General features: G+C 57.5%; 11 protein-coding genes. 6 read left to right on the top strand and 5 right to left on the bottom strand.

From position 1 onward, the window contains the following. Positions 1–38: 38 nt before the first annotated feature. From rplQ to bfr, 3 genes are all read left to right on the top strand, one after another. A complete protein-coding gene (gene rplQ, locus KDX30_RS21060) occupies positions 39–425 on the top strand; it encodes a 50S ribosomal protein L17 (protein ID WP_008145500.1) in 387 nt (128 codons plus the stop codon). 181 nt (positions 426–606) lie between these two features. After that, positions 607–2,055: a catalase gene (locus tag KDX30_RS21055; protein WP_231677419.1), complete on the top strand. Its 1,449-nt coding sequence runs from the start codon at positions 607–609 to the stop codon at positions 2,053–2,055. Between the two features lie 154 nt (positions 2,056–2,209). Next, positions 2,210–2,674 carry a bacterioferritin gene (bfr, locus tag KDX30_RS21050; RefSeq protein ID WP_027898312.1) on the top strand — a complete coding sequence of 155 codons (465 nt, stop codon included), beginning with the start codon at positions 2,210–2,212 and terminating at the stop codon, positions 2,672–2,674. 82 nt (positions 2,675–2,756) lie between these two features. Here the strand turns inward: bfr and uvrA are convergent, their stop codons facing one another. Further along, positions 2,757–5,591, bottom strand: coding sequence for an excinuclease ABC subunit UvrA (uvrA, locus tag KDX30_RS21045; protein WP_099268178.1), 2,835 nt, complete (start codon positions 5,589–5,591; stop codon positions 2,757–2,759). 191 nt (positions 5,592–5,782) lie between these two features. Here uvrA and KDX30_RS21040 point away from each other — a divergent pair, with 191 nt between their 5' ends. Both KDX30_RS21040 and KDX30_RS21035 read left to right on the top strand, forming a co-directional pair. Further along, complete coding sequence (locus KDX30_RS21040; protein ID WP_027898314.1) at positions 5,783–7,177, top strand: MFS transporter; 1,395 nt, start codon at positions 5,783–5,785, stop codon at positions 7,175–7,177. Positions 7,178–7,186: 9 nt separating this feature from the next. After that, positions 7,187–7,723, top strand: coding sequence for a single-stranded DNA-binding protein (locus KDX30_RS21035; RefSeq protein WP_027898315.1), 537 nt, complete (start codon positions 7,187–7,189; stop codon positions 7,721–7,723). 214 nt (positions 7,724–7,937) lie between these two features. On the opposite strand, the gene KDX30_RS21030 is transcribed toward KDX30_RS21035, so the two are convergent. From KDX30_RS21030 to KDX30_RS21020, 3 genes are read right to left on the bottom strand one after another with little or no spacing between them, the layout of a single operon-like run. Next, positions 7,938–8,417, bottom strand: a complete 480-nt coding sequence (locus tag KDX30_RS21030; protein WP_027902657.1) for a nuclear transport factor 2 family protein — start codon at positions 8,415–8,417, stop codon at positions 7,938–7,940. A 30-nt stretch (positions 8,418–8,447) separates the two neighbouring features. Continuing rightward, a complete protein-coding gene (locus tag KDX30_RS21025) occupies positions 8,448–9,041 on the bottom strand; it encodes a TetR/AcrR family transcriptional regulator (RefSeq protein ID WP_122398080.1) in 594 nt (197 codons plus the stop codon). A 44-nt stretch (positions 9,042–9,085) separates the two neighbouring features. Beyond that, positions 9,086–11,437 (bottom strand): FdhF/YdeP family oxidoreductase, encoded by a 2,352-nt coding sequence (locus tag KDX30_RS21020; protein WP_231677418.1) that lies wholly within the window; start codon positions 11,435–11,437, stop codon positions 9,086–9,088. 229 nt (positions 11,438–11,666) lie between these two features. Here KDX30_RS21020 and KDX30_RS21015 point away from each other — a divergent pair, with 229 nt between their 5' ends. Continuing rightward, on the top strand, positions 11,667–13,805 hold the full coding sequence (locus KDX30_RS21015; RefSeq protein WP_319946096.1) for a mechanosensitive ion channel family protein: 2,139 nt from the start codon (positions 11,667–11,669) through the stop codon (positions 13,803–13,805). Positions 13,806–14,196: 391 nt separating this feature from the next. Here KDX30_RS21015 and KDX30_RS21010 read toward each other — a convergent pair whose 3' ends face one another. Next, positions 14,197–18,519: a DEAD/DEAH box helicase gene (locus KDX30_RS21010; RefSeq protein ID WP_231677417.1), complete on the bottom strand. Its 4,323-nt coding sequence runs from the start codon at positions 18,517–18,519 to the stop codon at positions 14,197–14,199. Positions 18,520–18,694 lie beyond the last annotated feature (175 nt).

Raw genomic sequence — 18,694 nt, 5'->3', positions numbered from 1 at the left:
CGTAATCACCGAACGTTGTGTTTGGTAAGGAATGAACCATGCGTCATCGTAAAAGTGGTCGTCACCTGAGCCGGACTAGCTCCCACCGTAAGGCCATGTTTCAAAACATGGCGGTGTCGCTGTTCGAGCACGAACTGATCAAAACTACATTGCCGAAAGCTAAAGAACTGCGTCGCGTTGCTGAGCCGCTGATCACTTTGGCTAAAACAGACAGTCTGGCTAACCGCCGTCTGGCTTTCGACCGTACTCGTTCGAAAGCAATCGTTGGTAAGCTGTTCAACGATCTGGGCAAGCGTTATGCAACCCGCGAGGGTGGCTATCTGCGCATCCTGAAGTGCGGTTTCCGCACTGGCGACAACGCGCCAATGGCGTATGTCGAGCTGGTTGATCGTCCTGCTGGCGGCGAAGCTGTATCCGCTGAGTAAGACGTCAGTCTGAAACGAAGAACCGGGCCTAGTGCCCGGTTTTTTGTTTTCAGGATTCGGTGATTTCGTATTGTCTATGGCTATCGAAGACTAAGATTTAATAAATTTCGCTGTGTAACAGAAGTGGACAATAATCCCTGCCATGCCGATTAGCCGGTCGTTTATGCCAGAGGAATTATTAATGAGCCAACCCAAGACTCTCACCACCGCCAGCGGCGCACCTGTAGCTGATAACCAGAATTCCCGTTCCGCTGGTCCTCGTGGCCCGTTACTGCTTGATGATTTTCATCTGATTGAGAAGCTTGCCCACTTCAATCGTGAAAACATCCCTGAGCGTCGTGTGCACGCGAAAGGTTCTGGCGCTCACGGCACCTTTACTCTCACCCGCGATATCACCCAATACACCAGTGCTAATCTGTTCAATACCGTGGGTAAACAGACCCCGATTTTTCTGCGCTTCTCTACTGTCGGTGGTGAACGTGGTTCTGCTGACACTGAGCGCGATCCTCGCGGCTTCGCACTGAAGTTCTACACAGAAGAAGGTAACTGGGACATCGTTGGCAACAACACACCGGTTTTCTTTATCCGTGACCCGCTGAAATTCCCGGACTTTATCCACACGCAAAAACGCCAGCCGCAGACCAACCTGAAGAATGCGCAAATGATGTGGGACTTCTGGTCTCATTCCCCTGAGGCGCTGCACCAGGTCACCATCCTGTTTTCGGATCGCGGTATCCCGGATGGTTATCGCCACATGCACGGCTTCGGTAGCCACACTTACAGCCTGATCAGCGCTGCTGGTGAGCGTCACTGGGTTAAATGGCACTACAAGACCCAGCAAGGCATCAAGAACCTTACGCCTGCCGATGCTGCGCGCATTGCGGGAACGGATCCTGATTACGCTCAACGTGACTTGTTCACCGCCATTGAAAAAGGCGACTTCCCGAAGTGGACCGTCTGCATTCAATTGATGACCGAAGCTCAAGCGGCAGCCCATCACGAGAATCCTTTCGACGTGACCAAAACCTGGTCGCAGAAAGAGTACCCCCTGATTGAAGTCGGTGAGATTGAGCTCAATCGCAATCCGCTTAACTATTTTGCTGAAGTTGAGCAAGCGGCATTTGGTCCAAGCAACATGGTTCCGGGTGTAGGCCTGTCTCCGGATCGCATGCTGCAAGGGCGCGTTTTCGCATACGCCGATGCGCACCGCTACCGGGTGGGCACCAATCACCAGCACTTGCCAATCAACGCACCCCGGAATCCGGTTCATAGCTACCAGCGTGATGGTGCGATGGCTTTCGGTACTAACGGTGGTTCAGGGCCAAACTACGAGCCTAACAGCTACTCAGATGCGCCGAAGCAGGCTCCGCATTATGCTGAGCCATCGCTGGCTCTTAGCGGCGCAGCTGATCGTTATGATCATCGTGAAGATGGCGATTACTACAGCCAGGCGGGTAAGTTGTTCAACCTGATGAGTGCCGACCAGAAAGCACTGCTGATCAACAATATTGCGGGCACGATGGCCGATGTTTCCAGCGATGTGGTGCAGCGTCAGTTGCAGCATTTCTGCAAAGCCGATGCTGCTTACGGCGAGGGTATTGCGAAAGCGTTGAGCGTATCGCTGATGTAAGTCTAAGTGATAAACGGAACCGCCCTCATTTGGGCGGTTTTTCGTATCTGATCACCGATTTTTCGCTGCTTTTTGTCGATTTTTATCACTTTGGACAGTGACCTTCGCAAGCGGTTGGTTCAGACTATGCACTTTCAGGCAGGAGACGTGGGCGATGCTAGGCCACCCGGAAGTAATCGATTATCTCAATACGCTGCTGGTGGGCGAATTGGCAGCGCGTGACCAATATTTCGTTCATTCGCGTATGTACGAAGACTGGGGCTTCACCAAGCTCTACGAGCGTATCAATCACGAGATGGAAGAAGAGGCACAGCACGCCGATGCTCTGATGCGTCGTATATTGATGCTCGAAGGCACTCCGCGCATGCGTCCGGATGATCTGGATGTCGGTACTACGGTCCCAGAGATGTTCGCTGCTGATCTGCGTCTTGAGTACAAGGTCCGTGCTGCGCTGTGCAAGGGCATTGAGCTCTGCGAGCTGCACAAGGATTACGTAACGCGTGAAATCCTCCGTGTTCAGTTGAACGATACCGAAGAAGATCACACCTACTGGCTCGAAAAGCAGTTGGGTCTGATCAAGACCATCGGCCTGGAAAACTACCTGCAGTCGCAATTCTGATTTCGTAGCCAGACAAGCCGCATAAAAAAGCCCCTGCACTTTTACGTGACAGGGGCTTTTTGATTCTAGCGGCCTGACAATGTCAGGCTTTGTCCCTGAGCAGCAGAGGCTTGAGATAGTGACCTGTGTAGGATTGCTCCATTTCAGACACCTGCTCCGGCGTACCTACGGCAATGATCTGTCCGCCTTTGGAGCCGCCTTCCGGACCAAGGTCCACAAGCCAGTCGGCAGTCTTGATCACATCAAGGTTGTGCTCGATGACTACCACGGTATTACCGTGGTCGCGTAAACGATGCAGAACGTCCAGCAGTTGTTGGATATCTGCGAAGTGCAGGCCTGTGGTCGGCTCATCAAGGATATACAGCGTTTTGCCGGTATCGCGCTTGGACAGCTCGCGTGACAGCTTCACCCGTTGAGCTTCGCCGCCAGACAACGTAGTCGCAGATTGACCCAGCTTGATGTAAGACAGGCCCACATCCATCAGGGTCTGTAGCTTGCGCGCCAGCGCTGGAACCGCATCGAAGAACTCGCGTGCTTCTTCGATGGTCATTTCAAGCACTTCGTGAATGCTCTTGCCCTTGTATTTGATCTCAAGGGTTTCGCGGTTGTAGCGCTTGCTCTTGCACACATCGCACGGTACGTAGATATCCGGCAGGAAGTGCATCTCGACCTTGATCAGGCCATCACCCTGACACGCCTCGCAGCGGCCGCCCTTGACGTTGAAAGAGAAACGCCCTGGTCCGTATCCGCGGGAGCGCGACTCAGGTACCCCTGAGAACAGCTCGCGAATCGGCGTGAACAGACCGGTGTAAGTTGCCGGGTTGGAGCGAGGGGTACGACCAATCGGGCTTTGATCGATGTCCACGACCTTGTCCAGATGTTCCAGACCTTTGATGCTGTCGTGGGTCGCAGCTTCCAGCGTCGTGGCGCCGTTCAGTGCGGTTGCACTGAGCGGGAACAGCGTGTTGTTGATCAGCGTCGATTTGCCCGAACCTGAAACACCGGTCACGCAGGTCAGCAAGCCAATGGGGATTTCCAGATCAACGTTGCGCAAGTTGTTGCCGCGAGCACCCTTGAGGGTCAGTGACAGCTTCTTGTTGCGGGGTGTGCGTTTGGCCGGGACGGCGATCTTCACCCGACCTGACAGGTACTTGCCCGTGAGCGAGTCAGGGTGCGCCATGACCTCGTCCGGCGTTCCCTCGGCGACAATGTGCCCGCCATGCACGCCAGCGCCTGGGCCGATGTCGACCACATAGTCTGCAAGGCGAATCGCATCTTCATCGTGCTCGACCACGATAACGGTGTTACCAATATCGCGAAGGTGTTTGAGCGTTCCTAGCAACCGGTCATTGTCCCGCTGGTGCAGGCCAATCGAGGGTTCGTCGAGGATGTACATGACACCGACGAGACCCGCACCAATCTGGCTGGCGAGCCGGATACGCTGCGCTTCACCGCCCGAGAGCGTGTCAGCGCTGCGATCCAGCGTCAGGTAATCAAGACCGACGTTGACGAGGAACTCGAGACGCTCGCGAATCTCCTTAAGAATCTTGTCAGCGATTTCACCACGACGTCCTGTCAGCTTCAGCTCACCGAAATAGTCGGTCGCATCACCGATTGGCATGTTCGTAACGGCAGGCAGTGTCTTCTCGCCAACCCAAACGTGACGAGCCTCGCGACGCAGGCGTGTGCCGCGGCAATCCGGGCAAGGCTGCGTGCCGAGAAACTTCGCCAGCTCTTCGCGAACGGTCGCCGACTCGGTTTCCCGGTAACGACGCTCCAGATTGGGCACGATGCCTTCGAACGGGTGAGCACGTTTGACGATGTCACCGCGATCGTTCAAATAGCGGAAGTCGACATTCTGCGAGCCGCTGCCATTGAGCAAGGTTTTCTGAATATCACCTGGCAGTTCCTTGAACGGTACTTCCAGGCTGAAATCGTAGTGCTTGGCCAGCGAACCGAGCATCTGGAAGTAATACACGTTGCGCCTGTCCCAGCCGCGTATAGCGCCTTCAGCCAGGGTTAGCTCTGCGTTTACCAGACGCTTGATGTCGAAAAACTGCTTAACGCCCAAGCCATCGCACGTCGGACATGCGCCGGCCGGGTTGTTGAAGGAAAACAGTTTGGGTTCAAGCTCGCTGATCGCGTGGCCGCAGATCGGACAGGCGAAGCGGGCAGAGAAAATCATCTCTTCACCGGGCTCGTCATCCATTGGCGCAACCCAAGCGATACCGTCAGCCAGTTTCAGCGCGGTCTCAAAGGACTCCGCCAAACGCTGTTGCAGATCGGCACGCACCTTGAAACGGTCGACCACCACATCGATGGAATGCTTCTTCTGTTTATCCAGCTTTGGCAACTCGTCGAGTTCGCACAGACGGCCATCTACCCGGGCGCGGACGAAGCCTTGTGCGCGCAGCTCTTCGAACACTGACAAGTGCTCGCCCTTGCGCTCACGGATCACCGGGGCCAGCAGCATCAATTTGCTGCCCTCAGGTTGCGCCATTACCAGGTCAACCATCTGGCTGACGGTTTGCGCTTCCAGTGGAATGTCGTGATCCGGGCAGCGAGGCTGACCAACGCGAGCATAAAGCAGGCGCAGGTAGTCGTAGATCTCGGTGATCGTGCCCACGGTCGAACGCGGGTTGTGTGAAGTCGATTTCTGCTCGATGGAAATGGCCGGCGACAGGCCTTCGATGGTATCGACGTCCGGCTTTTCCATCATGGAAAGGAATTGCCGGGCATACGCGGAAAGCGATTCGACATAGCGCCGTTGCCCTTCGGCGTACAGGGTGTCGAATGCCAGCGATGACTTGCCAGAACCGGAAAGCCCGGTAATGACGATCAGCTTGTCGCGTGGCAGGGTCAGGTCAATGTTCTTCAGGTTGTGGGTTCGAGCCCCACGAATCAGGATCTTGTCCAAAATGGCCTCGCACGGCGGGCGTCGAAAACGTAGGAGTATACGGAAAAAACACTGGATGGATGCACACTATATGAATAGCTGTCTTAGCCGTAAATGAAGACTGTGTCATCTAGGCGTGTCATAGCGTCGCGATATACCCCGTCAATCGATGGGACTGGTAGAATCGCCGCCGGTTCACACGAGGTTTTTCCATGCACGATCCCCACAGCGAGAGAATGAGCGGCGGCGAGACCCGCGCAGCAGGCGGTCTTGCGCTGGTATTTGCGTTTCGCATGCTTGGCATGTTCATGGTTCTGCCTGTGCTTGCGACCTATGGCATGGACCTGGCGGGAGCCAGCCCGGCGTTGATCGGTCTCGCAATCGGCGCTTATGGCCTGACCCAGGCGTTCCTGCAGATTCCCTTCGGGATTATTTCCGACCGTATCGGACGGCGTCCGGTTATCTATTTCGGCTTGATCATTTTCGCCTTGGGCAGCGTCCTGGCAGCGAGTGCAGATTCGATCTGGGGCATCATTGCCGGACGTATTCTGCAGGGTGCCGGTGCCATCTCCGCAGCGGTCATGGCCTTGCTCTCGGATCTGACCCGGGAGCAGCATCGCACCAAGGCAATGGCCATGATCGGCATGACTATTGGTCTTTCGTTTGCGATCGCCATGGTGGTCGGGCCGATCCTGACCAGCGCCTTTGGCTTGTCCGGTCTGTTTCTCGCAACCGGTGCGATGGCCTTGGTGGGGATTTTCATTGTCGCGTTCGTGGTGCCAAAAAATACCGTCACCTTGCAGCACCGCGAATCGGGCGTTGCGCGTCAGGCGTTAGGGCCGACCTTGCGTCATCCTGATCTTCTTCGACTGGATTTGGGTATCTTCGTGTTGCACGCGATGCTCATGTCAAGCTTTGTGGCCTTGCCGCTGGCACTGGTGACAAAAGCCGGTTTGCCCAAAGAAGAGCACTGGTGGGTCTATCTCACGGCACTGTTGATTTCATTTTTCGCAATGATCCCATTCATTATTTATGGTGAGAAAAAGCGTCAGATGAAGCGTGTGCTCATCGGTGCAGTCACCGTATTGATGCTCACTGAACTATTCTTCTGGGAGTTTGGGAACACGTTACGAGCACTGGTCATCGGGACAGTGGTATTCTTCGTCGCGTTCAACCTGCTGGAAGCGTCTTTGCCGTCATTGATCAGCAAAGTCTCACCGGCTGGCGGAAAAGGTACGGCGATGGGGGTTTATTCCACCAGCCAGTTCCTTGGTTCGGCCGCAGGTGGGATACTCGGCGGCTGGTTGTTCCAGCATGGCGGGCTCGACGTGGTGTTCCTTGGCGGGGCTGCGATGGCCGCCATCTGGCTAGCGGTTGCAGTGACCATGCGTGAACCGCCTTACGTGACGAGCCTGCGTCTGCCCTTGTCGCCTGAAGCCCTGCGTGATGCGGGCCTGGCGGACAGACTGAAGGCCGTGGAAGGCGTAACGGATGCAGTGGTGGTTGCCGAGGAGGCAGCCATCTATATCAAATTGGATACAAAACTATTGGATCGCGCGTCTCTGGAACGGATGGTCAACCCAGCCACCCAAGCGTGCGAAGCCTAGGAGAACGTTATGGCCCGTGGGGTTAACAAAGTTATATTGGTCGGCACATGCGGCCAGGATCCCGAAGTTCGCTACCTGCCTAACGGTAATGCCGTGACCAACCTGAGTCTGGCGACCAGCGAACAGTGGACTGACAAACAGACCGGTCAGAAAGTCGAAAAGACTGAATGGCACCGTGTGTCGATGTTCGGCAAAGTCGCCGAAATCGCTGGCGAATACCTGCGCAAGGGTTCCCAGGTCTACATTGAAGGCAAGCTGCAGACCCGCGAGTGGGAAAAAGACGGTATCAAGCGTTATACGACTGAAATCGTCGTGGACATGCAAGGCACCATGCAACTGCTGGGCGGCCGTCCACAAAACGACGGCGCTCCTCAAGGGCAAGGTGGCGGCAATTATCAGAATTCCGCTCCACGTCCTCAGCAGTCGCGTCCACAGCAGTCCGCGCCACAGCAGCAGCCACAGCGCGAATCCCGTCCGGCTCCGCAGCAACAAGCGCCACAGCCGGCCGCCGATTTCGACAGCTTTGATGACGATATCCCGTTCTAGCCAATTCGCTTCATCCGGCTAAACGAAAAAGCCCGCAGCGTTCATTCGCTGCGGGCTTTTTGTTGGGGCGCTCATGACAGATTCGACCTTGTAGGAGCTGCCGAAGGCTGCGATTGCGGTGTCTCAGGATAACTGCTTCGCAGCTTTCGGCAGCTCCTACAGGTCCAATGTTTGCGGAGAGTCAGCGCGGTGCCATGGGCAACGGAGCTTTCTGTTACAACCCCAACTCAGACAACCCCGGATGATCATCCGGACGTCGACCCAACGGCCAGTGAAACTTGCGCTCCGACTCTTTGATCGGCATGTCGTTGATGCAGGCGAAGCGGTTGGCCATCAAGCCATTCGCGTCGAACTCCCAGTTCTCGTTGCCGTATGAGCGGAACCAGTTGCCCGAGTCATCGTGCCATTCGTAGGCGTAGCGCACGGCGATACGGTTATCGGTGAAGGCCCATAATTCTTTGATCAGCCGGTAGTCCAGTTCCTTCGCCCATTTGCGAGTCAGGAAGGCTTTGGCTTCGTCCCGGTTGGTCGCGAACTCTGTGCGGTTGCGCCATTTAGTATCCAGTGTGTAAGCCAATGCGACTTTTTCGGGATCGCGACCATTCCAGCCATCTTCGGCCAGGCGGACTTTCTGGATTGCAGATTCCCGGGTGAAGGGCGGCAAAGGCGGGCGGGTTTCAGTGCTGGATGACATGGCAAAACCTCTGGACGGACAGTGGGGGGATCAGCTTGCAGTAGGCGCGGGGTTTTTCGTTACGGCGTTCAAGAGCAGTTGCGCCATGTCCCTGGCGCTGTCTGCGGCGTTGTGGTCGCCCATGACCAAGGCGAGGGTGATGGCGCCGTCGATGAGGATCAGCAGTTGTTTGGCCAGCACATCGGGCTGTTCGATGTTCAATTGCTGGCAGAGCTCCAGTGCGTAATCAAACAGCTTCTGCTTGTGGGCTTTTGCCAACTGACGGATTGGATCCTCAGCGTCGCCGATCTCACCCGCCGTATTGATAAATGCGCAGCCACGAAAGCCTTCTGATTCAAACCAGCCTTTGAGCACGGTGAACATTTCGAGAATGCGCGCTTCAGGGCTAGCGGCCTTATCGGTCTCAGTGCGAAACCAATGCATCCAGCGAACATCGCGCGCGCTAAGCGCGTTCACGGCCACGTCTTCCTTGGTCGCGTAATATCGGTAGATGCTTTTGCGTGCCACGCCGGAAGTACGTACCAGCAAGTCCATGCCCATGGCATGAATCCCGTTGGTGTAGATCAGTTGCTCGGCGGTTTGCAGGATTTTGTCCTGAACAGCAGTGGTCGGTGTCTTATTCATGGTTGAAGAGTAGAACGATCGTTCTACCCTGTCAAACGTATCGCTTAAACCACCTGATCCGTTTTCGGGATCGCCCGTTTGCGTTGTACAGAGTCTGGCTCTGCACGGCTAAGGGTGATTGGGATGGATTTGGCGGCGGGGACCTTGCTACGTTCCGCGTAGTGCCAAAGCGGCACTAACGGATTACATTCCGGGTAATACGCCGCGCTGCAGCCTTCGGGAATGTCGTAGGCAATGATTTGCATTGGCCCGGCTTCTCGTGGCGTTTCCGGTTCCACTGCTGTCTTTAGCAAAACCCAGTCACCGGCGGTAAAGCCGAGCCGCACGATGTCGTTACGATTCATGAAAATCACCGAACGTGTACCGCTGACGCCCCGAAAGCGATCTTCATAGCCATAGATCGTGGTGTTGAATTGGTCATTGCTGCGTAGCGTCATCAGTTGCAGAACATCATGGCAATCAGATCCCGGGCTGACGTCACTGTCTTCATCAAGGGATTGTGGAGTGATGAAATGGGCACGCCCGCTCTCGGTTTTCCATTCACGCTGAATGGCCGGTATCGGTTTATGAAAGCCACCGGTTTGCCACATCCGGGTTTCCATATCATGAAAAATTTCCGGGTACACGGTCGCGATGGCTTGGCGAATCTTGCTGTAGTCACTGCGCCAGGCATCCCAGTCGATGTGCTCTGTTCCCGTCAGTGTCGCTTCTGCCAGGCCCGCAATGATCGCGGTCTCGGCGCGCAATTGTTCGCTCGCCGGTTCGCTGGTGCCTTTCCAGCCATGAATGCAGCCAGTGCTGTCTTCGGTGCTATAGCTTTGTGCGTGACCGTTCTGGCGGTCGATCTCAATCTTGCCGAGGCACGGTAGCAGCCAAGTGTTTTTCGCCGTAACCAGATGGGTGCGGTTGAGTTTGGTGGCAATTTGTACGCTCAGTTGCAGATTTTTCCAGGCAGGTTCCATGCGTGAGGTATCGGGAATCGCCCGGAGAAAATTACCGCCCAGACCGATGAAACCGCGCACGCTGCCGTCAACGATGCCTTCGCAGGTTTCCACGGTCGCACGCCCTTTGTTTTTCGGGACCTGAAACCCGAACGACTTCTCAATGTTATCCACAGGCACCTTGCCTGGGTCTTCAGTGATGCCGACGGTTCGCTGACCTTGCACATTGGAATGACCGCGCACCGGGCAGATACCAGCACCGGGTTTGCCGATGTTACCGCGCAGCATCAGCAGGTTGACCAGCATCTGTACGGCTTCAACCCCTTTACGGTGTTGAGTGATGCCCATGCCGTAAACAACGATGGTCCGTTCGCTGGCGGCATAAACTGTCGCCGCCGCCTCCATGGCCTCACGAGTGAGCCCTGAGCGTTCCTTCAGAGTGTCCCATCCGCAGTTACGTACCGCATTGATAAATTCGGCGAAGCCTTCGGTATGTTGGCCGATGAACGTTTGATCAATCACTGGAGGCTCGCCCTTGATCAGTGCGGTCTTGTCGATTTCCAGCAATGCCTTGGCTATGCCCATGACGGCTGCAATGTCACCGCCTATCGCTACCTGATGGTACTGGGTGCTGATCACTGTCGAGTCTGGACCGAGCATCTGGACAGGTGATTGCGGATTGACGAAGCGTTCCAGTCCTCGTTCCCGGATGGGGTTGAACGTGATGATCGGCACATTTCGACTGCGTGCCTCTTGCAGATCATGAAGCATGCGCGGGCTGTTGCTGCCTACATTCTGCCCAAAGAAAAAGATGCACTCGGTCTGCTTGAAGTCCTCTAGCGTCACAGTCCCTACGGGGACGCCAATGCTTTCCTGCAATCCCACCGAGGTGCTTTCGTGGCACATGTTGGAGCTGTCTGGCAGGTTGTTTGTCCCGTAAGCTCTGGCGAAGAGCTGGTACATGAAGGAGGTCTCAAGGGAGGCGCGCCCTGAGGCATAAAACGCGACGCTGTCCGGGTCCAGGTTTTTTAGCTGCGTGCCTATCTCGAGATAAGCCTGCTCCCAGGTGGTCTCGCGGTAATGGTCAGTTTTGGGGTCATAGCGCATCGGGTGGGTCAGGCGGCCATGCTGCTCGAGGTCGTAATCGGGCAATTGCAGCAGCTCTGTGACTGAGTGGTGGGCGAAGAACTCAGGGCCGGTTTTCAGCGAGGTCAATTCCCAGGCTGTGGCTTTCGCTCCGTTTTCGCAGAACTCCAGCGCGTGAGGTTTGCCGGGTTTGGCCCACGCACAGCTGACACAGGCGAAGCCACCTGACTTGTTTTGCCGGGTCAGTGCACCCGTCGCTTTGAGCAGTGTCTGTTCACGCCAGAGAATACGCATGACCGACATGGCGGAGCCCCAGCCGCCTGCTGCCATTTCGTAAGGTTTATAGCGTGTCCGGGGATGAATGAGCATCAGGGTTTCCTCTTGCCGAACAGCCGCGCTGAACGTCTTATGCAACTCTGACGTGGGGGCCTATGGAAGGTTCGCTGTGCTTTCTCCAGTGGTTGTCATGGGATTGACAGGCGAAAACCGAACTTGTCCGCCGTATATGAATCAGTTCCTATTGCCTGACAGGCAGAGCCCTGACCATCGAGGAGTGCCCCGCGTTTTGTTGAACTTCAAGTCCATCGTCCTGCTTTGCATGCTGCTCGTTGCTGGCAGCTTCAACGTGCAGGCTGCCGAGCAAGCGGCTGCCGCTCCTGCTGCGTCTGCAGATGCCGCACCTGATACTCCCGAGACACCTGCTGCACCGGAAATTCTCGTGCAGGGCGGTTTGCTTGGCGTCCTCAGTTCCAGCATTGATGATGTGCAGGAAACCCTGTCGCTGGATGGCCGACTGCTCGACAGCTGGCGCCTGCGCGCAGACCGGGCGGCCGATGAGCTCGACAAGCTGGTCAACAAGCCGACCTCGCGTTCCAAGTGGGGCGTTGTCGGCGACTTCCTGATGCTCTCGGTGGTGTGGATCGGCGGTTTCGCAGCATTGACCACGCTCGGCAGTTTCGTCGCCATGCGTCTCAGCCGCCGCCCGTTTTTCCAGGTGCGTGAACGCAGTCAGGCGTTGCTTGGCTATGTATTGCCCTACACCTTGCCCGCGTTGATCAGCTTGCCGCTCACGCTATATGCCAGTCACTTCCTGACGGCTTCGGTAGGGCGTGCCTTGGCGCTGTGTCTGGCTTACTCCACCAGTAGCGGCATTGTCTCCACGTCAGTGTTGTTGTGCGTGATCGTCATGTTCAACTACGGGCACAAGCGTGCCGCAGTGCGAATGATTCGCCGCTTCAGCCCGAAGCCGTTGTTCGTTATCGGTTTCATGGCGGCCCTCAGCGACGCCTTGACCAGTCCGCAGATCGCTCGCCAGATCGGCAATAACGTCACTACCAGCGTTGCGGTGTTTACCGGGTTGTTTGCATCAGTCGTGTTCTGCATGTTGGTAATCAAGGTGCGTCGCCCTATCGCGCATCTCATACGCAATCGCTCGCTAAGCAGCCGCCTGGCACGACCCGCACTGCAAGAGTCTCTGAAGGTGTTCTCAAACCTTTGGTATCTGCCGATTCTGCTGATGATTCTGGTTTCCGCGGTGAATCTGATTGGTGCAGGGGAAGACAGTCAGAAGGCTTTGCGTTGCGCGTTGTTCACAACGGTATTGCTGATTGCTACGGTGTTTTTGAGTACGGTTTTCCAGCACCTGTTCAAACCCACGACGGTTGAAGGGCGTGGTGGGCATATCTACAAGGCGCGGTTGCTGAATCTGGCCCACGGGCTGACGCGGATTGTTCTGGCGGTCGCGTTTATCGAGATCCTCGGTCAGATCTGGGGTTTTTCGCTGTTCGAGTTTGCCCAGAGCAACAGCCTGGGACGAGCCATCGGTGAATCGCTGAGCAGCATTGGTCTGATCTTCATGGTCACCTGGATGCTGTGGGTGGTGCTCGACACCGCGATTCAGGAAGCACTGAAAACTCCGATCAATCATCGGTCGTCTCGTCAGCCGAGTACGCGAATCAAGACGATTCTGCCGCTGTTGCGTAATGCGATAAAAATCATTTTGGTGGTGATCTGCGCCATCACCACCATGGCCAACCTGGGCATCAACGTCGCGCCACTGCTGGCGGGTGCGGGGGTGGTCGGCCTGGCGATTGGTTTTGGCTCTCAGCAATTGGTGCAGGATGTCATCACCGGTCTGTTCATCATCATTGAAGACACCTTCTCCATTGGCGACTGGGTGGTACTCAGCACCGGCCATTCGGGAACGGTTGAAAGCCTGACTATTCGCACCGTGCGTCTGCGTGACGGCAAAGGCTTTGTACATTCTGTGCCGTTCGGCCAGATAAAGGCAGTGACTAACCAGTCCCGGCAATTTGCTTACGCGTTCTTCTCGGTGCAGTTCACCTACGATTCCGACATCGACAGCGCGCTGTCCCTGATTCGTGAAGCCGGCCAGTCGATTAGCGAAGACATACTGCTCAAGAGCAATCTGCAAGGGCCGCTGGAAGTTTTCGGTGTGGATCGCATGGACCTCAACGGCGTGGTGCTCACGGCGCAGTTCCGGACCTCTTCAGGCGGGCAGTACAGCGTGGGCCGTGCGTTCAACGAGCGTTTGAAAAAGCTTGTGGATAAATCCGATGACGTTCGCTTCGCGCAAACGTATCCACAGACGGTGATCAGCCCGAATGCGGGGCATGTGCAGCAGCTTTCTGTCGACAGAGATGCGCAGCCGGCGTCAGGTAAAGGCAATGTGGTGAACGTTGATGGCTCGGAGAGCCCGCCGGTGAAACCCGGCTGACCCCTGACTTGTGTGAGCAGCCCAGGTGTTCATCACACCGCGCTGTCTCGCGCCAAACAGTGGACCTGTAGGAGCGCACGAGCACCGCGAGGTCGCGATGGCGGTTTGCCTGATACACCGCCATCGCTGCCTCGCGGTGCTCGTGAGCTCCTACAAACGGATAACCCTGTAGGAGCCAACTTGTTGGCGATACGTCGGACCTGCATCGTCAGAAATTCCGCTTCGCCAACAAGTTGGCTCCTACCATGTCTGCGTTTCAAATCCATTATTGACGTGATGTTTGATGAAAGCAGAGCTTGCTCGCGATTAGGGCTCCGCGGTGTAGCTGCCTGACGAGGCATACTTCATCGCGGGCAAGCCTGGCTCCCACGGCAATCGGTGCTTTTCAAAGTCAGCGCAACAACCTGTCCCGCACCTGCGCCATCGCTTCCGGTTCCAGCGCCAGCCAATACTGTGGTTTACCTGCAATAACTGCCGCAGCCGGAATACCATCGCGATACACCAGCCGATTCCCCACCAGCGCGGGCACTTTACTGCCTGGCAGCAGCGTGCCTTGCAGATTCAGCGGATCAACGGCGCTCAGGCTGATCAGGCTGCCGTCCAGTGGCCGTTTGCGAATCTCGCGCAGCACCGGGATGGCTTCAGGCAGTGCGAATTGCTCGCCCGCCAGACCACTGACGAAGCGCCCGCCGCGAATTTCACCCCGTGCTTCAAGCCGATGAAAGGTGCGCAGCAATTCTCGCCAACTCGGCAGCCAGTCGGCTTCGCGCTCCAGCAGACGCCAGAACACTACGCCATACCGGCGCAACAGAGTCATCGCGACATGCTCCAGCACTTGCGGGTCTACAGGTTGCGGACGCTTGCTGGCGACAGTAGGCGGACGCGTCGAACGCTTCAGTAACGCCCAACGCCCGGCATCGTCCATGCCGCCAATAAACGCTCCGCGATTACGTCGGCTGGTGTGCGCCGAGCGCTTGCTGGCCGGAGTGATCAAGGCGCGGAGCCCGGCAAAGCTGTCGGCATTCACCAACCCGGCAGCCACCAACTCTTGCAGCGCGATTTCAAGTTCCGCGCGCAATAGATGCGCTTCGCTTACCAGTTCATCAAAAAACATCGCGCCGTGCTGGGTCAGTGCCGCATGTACTTTCTGCGCCTTGGGCGACAAATCGTCGGGCTCAGGCTGCTCGGTCAAGCCGCTCCATACGCTGACCTGGCTGCGGGGCAGCAAAACAATCGGAGTGCTGCGCAACGCCACCGCGCCGGTTTTAGTGTGGGCGGCCAGTCGCGTCCAGACCACCTTGCCCGAGCGGCAGATTTCATCGAGCCAGAGTGACGAGTAATCCTTGATCCGGGCTGACAGCAAGTCGCTGTCCCAGGCCCCTGCGGCAGCGCTGAAGCCCTCAAGTTGACTGATGATTTCCGGCAGCGCTGCTCGGCCCTGGCTGCGCGTGGCTGTGGACAAATGCTGCCAGTCGAATAGAAAGCGCATGAAGTCTTGTAACGAGACCGGCTCGATTTCCCCGCGCAGTCGCTTGACGGTATAGCGATGAATCCTCGCCAGCAAATGCCGTTCGCACCACTGGTCCTCAGTGGCTCCGGGGCTGAAGCGTCCGCGCAGCACGTAGCCTTCGCTCTCCAGCCGAGCCAGCGCCTGAGCCACGCTGCTGGCGCTCAACGCCAACGGCTCGGCGATGTCCCGCGTTGGCATCGGGCCAAAGCCGCTCAGGCGGGCGCGCACCACTTCAACGATCGCCTCATCGGCGTCCCACGCATCATCAAAGCCGGGCAGGGCACTTAGCGGTGGGTGCATGTTCGACTGTGGATAAATGGCCCGCAGGCATGTGAGGCGTTCCAAGGGCACCCACAACCCTTCATCGGCACCGACCTCGAAACGCGTGGCACGGCCGGAGCGGGCCAAGGATTCAAGCCATTTCAGCCAACTCCCATTCGCGCTGGCTTCCGTGTTGCTGACACAACTCAGGCTCATCAACGCTTCATGCATCTCGTCGATGTTCTGTGGTTGAGGCCAGGCCTCTTCGTTGACTGCTGCAATAGCGTCGGCATCCAGCGCGCCGAGATCGTCCGAAGATTGCGGATCACTCCAGCGCCGATTGAGCACGGCTTGAGTGCGACGCTCCTCCAAGGGGGCGTCGTCGAGAAAGGCGTAGGGCCGCGCGTTGAGAATTTCGGCAGCCAGCGGTGACGGTGCGGGCAAGTCGCGCGCAATCAGCCGGACTTCGCCTTTTTCCATGCGCTGCAGCAGCGTCAGCCATCCTTCAGCGTCCATCGCCTCGTGCAGGCAATCGTCGAGGGTTTGCTCCACCAGTGGATGGTTCGGCACTTCACGCTCGCCGACGATGTTTTCCAGGCAGGCAATCTGATCGGGGAAAACCGTTGCGATCAGGTCTTCGCTTTTCATACGCTGCAATTGTGGCGCGACTTTACGTCCGCCGGTGTAGCGGGGCAGCGCCAACGCAGTTCCGGCATTCCAGCGCCAGCGCACGCCGAACAGCGGCGCATCGAGTACGGCCTGAATCAGCAGATGTTCCGCTGTGTTGGCGCTCAGATAACGCCAGACTTCATCCAGCTCAAAGCTATGGCTGGTGGACAGCGACAGCACAATCGCGTCTTCGCTGGCGGCTGCTTGAAGCTCGAAATTGAACGTGCGGCAGAAGCGTTTGCGTAACGCCAGGCCCCAGGCACGATTGACTCGGCTGCCGAACGGCGTATGGATGATCAGTTGAGTACCGCCGGACTCGTCGAAAAAACGCTCCATGATCAACGTGTCTTGCGACGGCAGCGCAGTCAGCACCGAGCGAGTTCGCGCCAGGTAATCCACCAGTTGCTCGGCACTCGCCAGATTCAACCCGAGTGTGTCGATCAACCAGTCAGTGGACGGCTGTAGATCGCCGGGGTGGGCGCCTAGCAGTTCGTCAATCTGACCTTGCAGGCGTGCCACAGCAAACGACAACTCATCGCTTCTGCCCGGTGCTTCGCCCATCCAGAATGGAATGTTGGGCGGCTGGCCCTGTGCGTCTTCAACCCGCACGCGGCCGCTCTCGATGCGCAGGATGCGGTACGAAGTGTTACCCAGCTGGAAGATGTCCCCGGCGATGCTTTCGACCGCGAAGTCTTCGTTGACGGTGCCGATGTTCAACGCCTGCGGCTCAAGAATCACGCTGTAGTCGGCGTTGTCCGGGATCGTGCCGCCACTGGTGACAGCGGTCAGCTTGCTGCCGCGTCGACCCCGTAAGGTGCGGGTCATGGCATCGCGATGCAGGTAAGCGCCGCGCACGCCCTGACTTCCGTTATAGCCTTCGGCCAACATGCTCAACAATGCCTGATAGTGATCAGCGTCCAGCCCGGCGTAGGGCGACGCTCGACGAAACATTTCCAGCAGCGCGTCTTCGTGCCATTCCTGCAAGCTGACTTCAGCGACGATCTGTTGGGCGAGCACGTCCAGCGGCGCTTTGGGGATCTGCAAAATATCCAGCTCACCACGCCGCACGCAATCGAGCAGCGCGGTGCATTCGATCAGGTCGTCGCGGGAGGTCGCAAACAGCCGACCTTTGGGCGTGCCACCAACGTGGTGCCCGGAGCGTCCGACCCGTTGCAGAAAGGCGGAGATGGAGCGCGGCGAAGCAATCTGACACACCAGATCCACATCGCCGATATCGATGCCCAGCTCAAGGGATGCCGTCGCAATCAGCACCTGCAAATCGCCGCGCTTGAGGCGTTGCTCGGCATCGAGCCGTTGCTCCTTGGCAAGGCTGCCATGATGCGCAGCCACTGCTTCTCGGCTCAGGCGATCACTCAAGTGTCGCGCCATGCGTTCAGCCATGCGCCGGGTGTTGACGAAAATCAGCGTGGTCCGGTGCTCACGTGCCAATTCGGCAAGGCGGTCGTACACCAGCTCCCAGACATCATTGGACATGACCGGCCCCAAGGGCACGGGCGGTACTTCGATCCCCAGGTCCCGCGGCCGTGCATGGCCGATATCGACGATGGTGCACGGACGCTCTATCGGGTCCGCGCCCACCAGAAAGCGCGACACCTGCTCGATGGGTTTTTGCGTCGCCGATAATCCGATGCGCAGCAACGGTTCACTGCACAGGGCTTGCAGCCGCTCCAGTGTCAGCGCCAGGTGGCTGCCGCGCTTGCTGGCCGCGATGGCGTGGATCTCGTCGACAATTACCGTGCGCGTGCTGGCCAGCATGCGTCTGCCAGAGTCGGAGCCGAGCAATACGTAAAGCGATTCTGGCGTAGTCACCAGAATGTGCGGCGCGGTCTTGCGCATGGCGGCGCGATCTTTCTGCGGCGTATCCCCGGTTCGCACGGCAGTGCTGATACGCAGCGGCGGCAGATTCATGCGCTGCAGTTGTTCCGTGATGCCTGCCAGCGGGTTTTGCAGATTGATCTGAATGTCGTTCGACAAGGCCTTGAGCGGCGAGACGTAAACCACGAAGGTCTGCTCGGGTAACTCGCCGCCGTGCTCAAGGCCTCGATGCACAAGATCATCAAGCACAGCCAGAAACGCCGTCAGGGTTTTCCCGGAGCCGGTGGGCGCGGCAATCAGCGTCGAGCGCCGGGCCTTGATCAACGGCCACGCCTGCGCCTGCGCGGGCGTCACCGCGGGGAAGGTATTGCGGAACCAGGCACTGACCGCCGGATGAAAACCGTCGAGTGCCGGGTCGGGAATAAGCGGGAGGTTCATGGGCAAATTAATGAGGGTGGCACGGGGAAGATGCAAGCGCCTTTGATCGGTGGCTGGGGGAGCGCCGAGAATTATAACCCTGGCATTTTGAGCTGGAATGCTGCGCCTGTGGGAGCTGGGCTTGCCCGCGATGAAGCTGGACGCGATCGAAAGTGAATCGCGTCCAGCTTCATCG

It is taken from the genome of Pseudomonas quasicaspiana, assembly GCF_021147825.1.
GTDB classification, from domain to species: domain Bacteria; phylum Pseudomonadota; class Gammaproteobacteria; order Pseudomonadales; family Pseudomonadaceae; genus Aquipseudomonas; species Aquipseudomonas quasicaspiana.
Note: the sequence above shows the minus strand (reverse complement) of the source record. Positions and strands in the feature narration are given on the sequence as shown.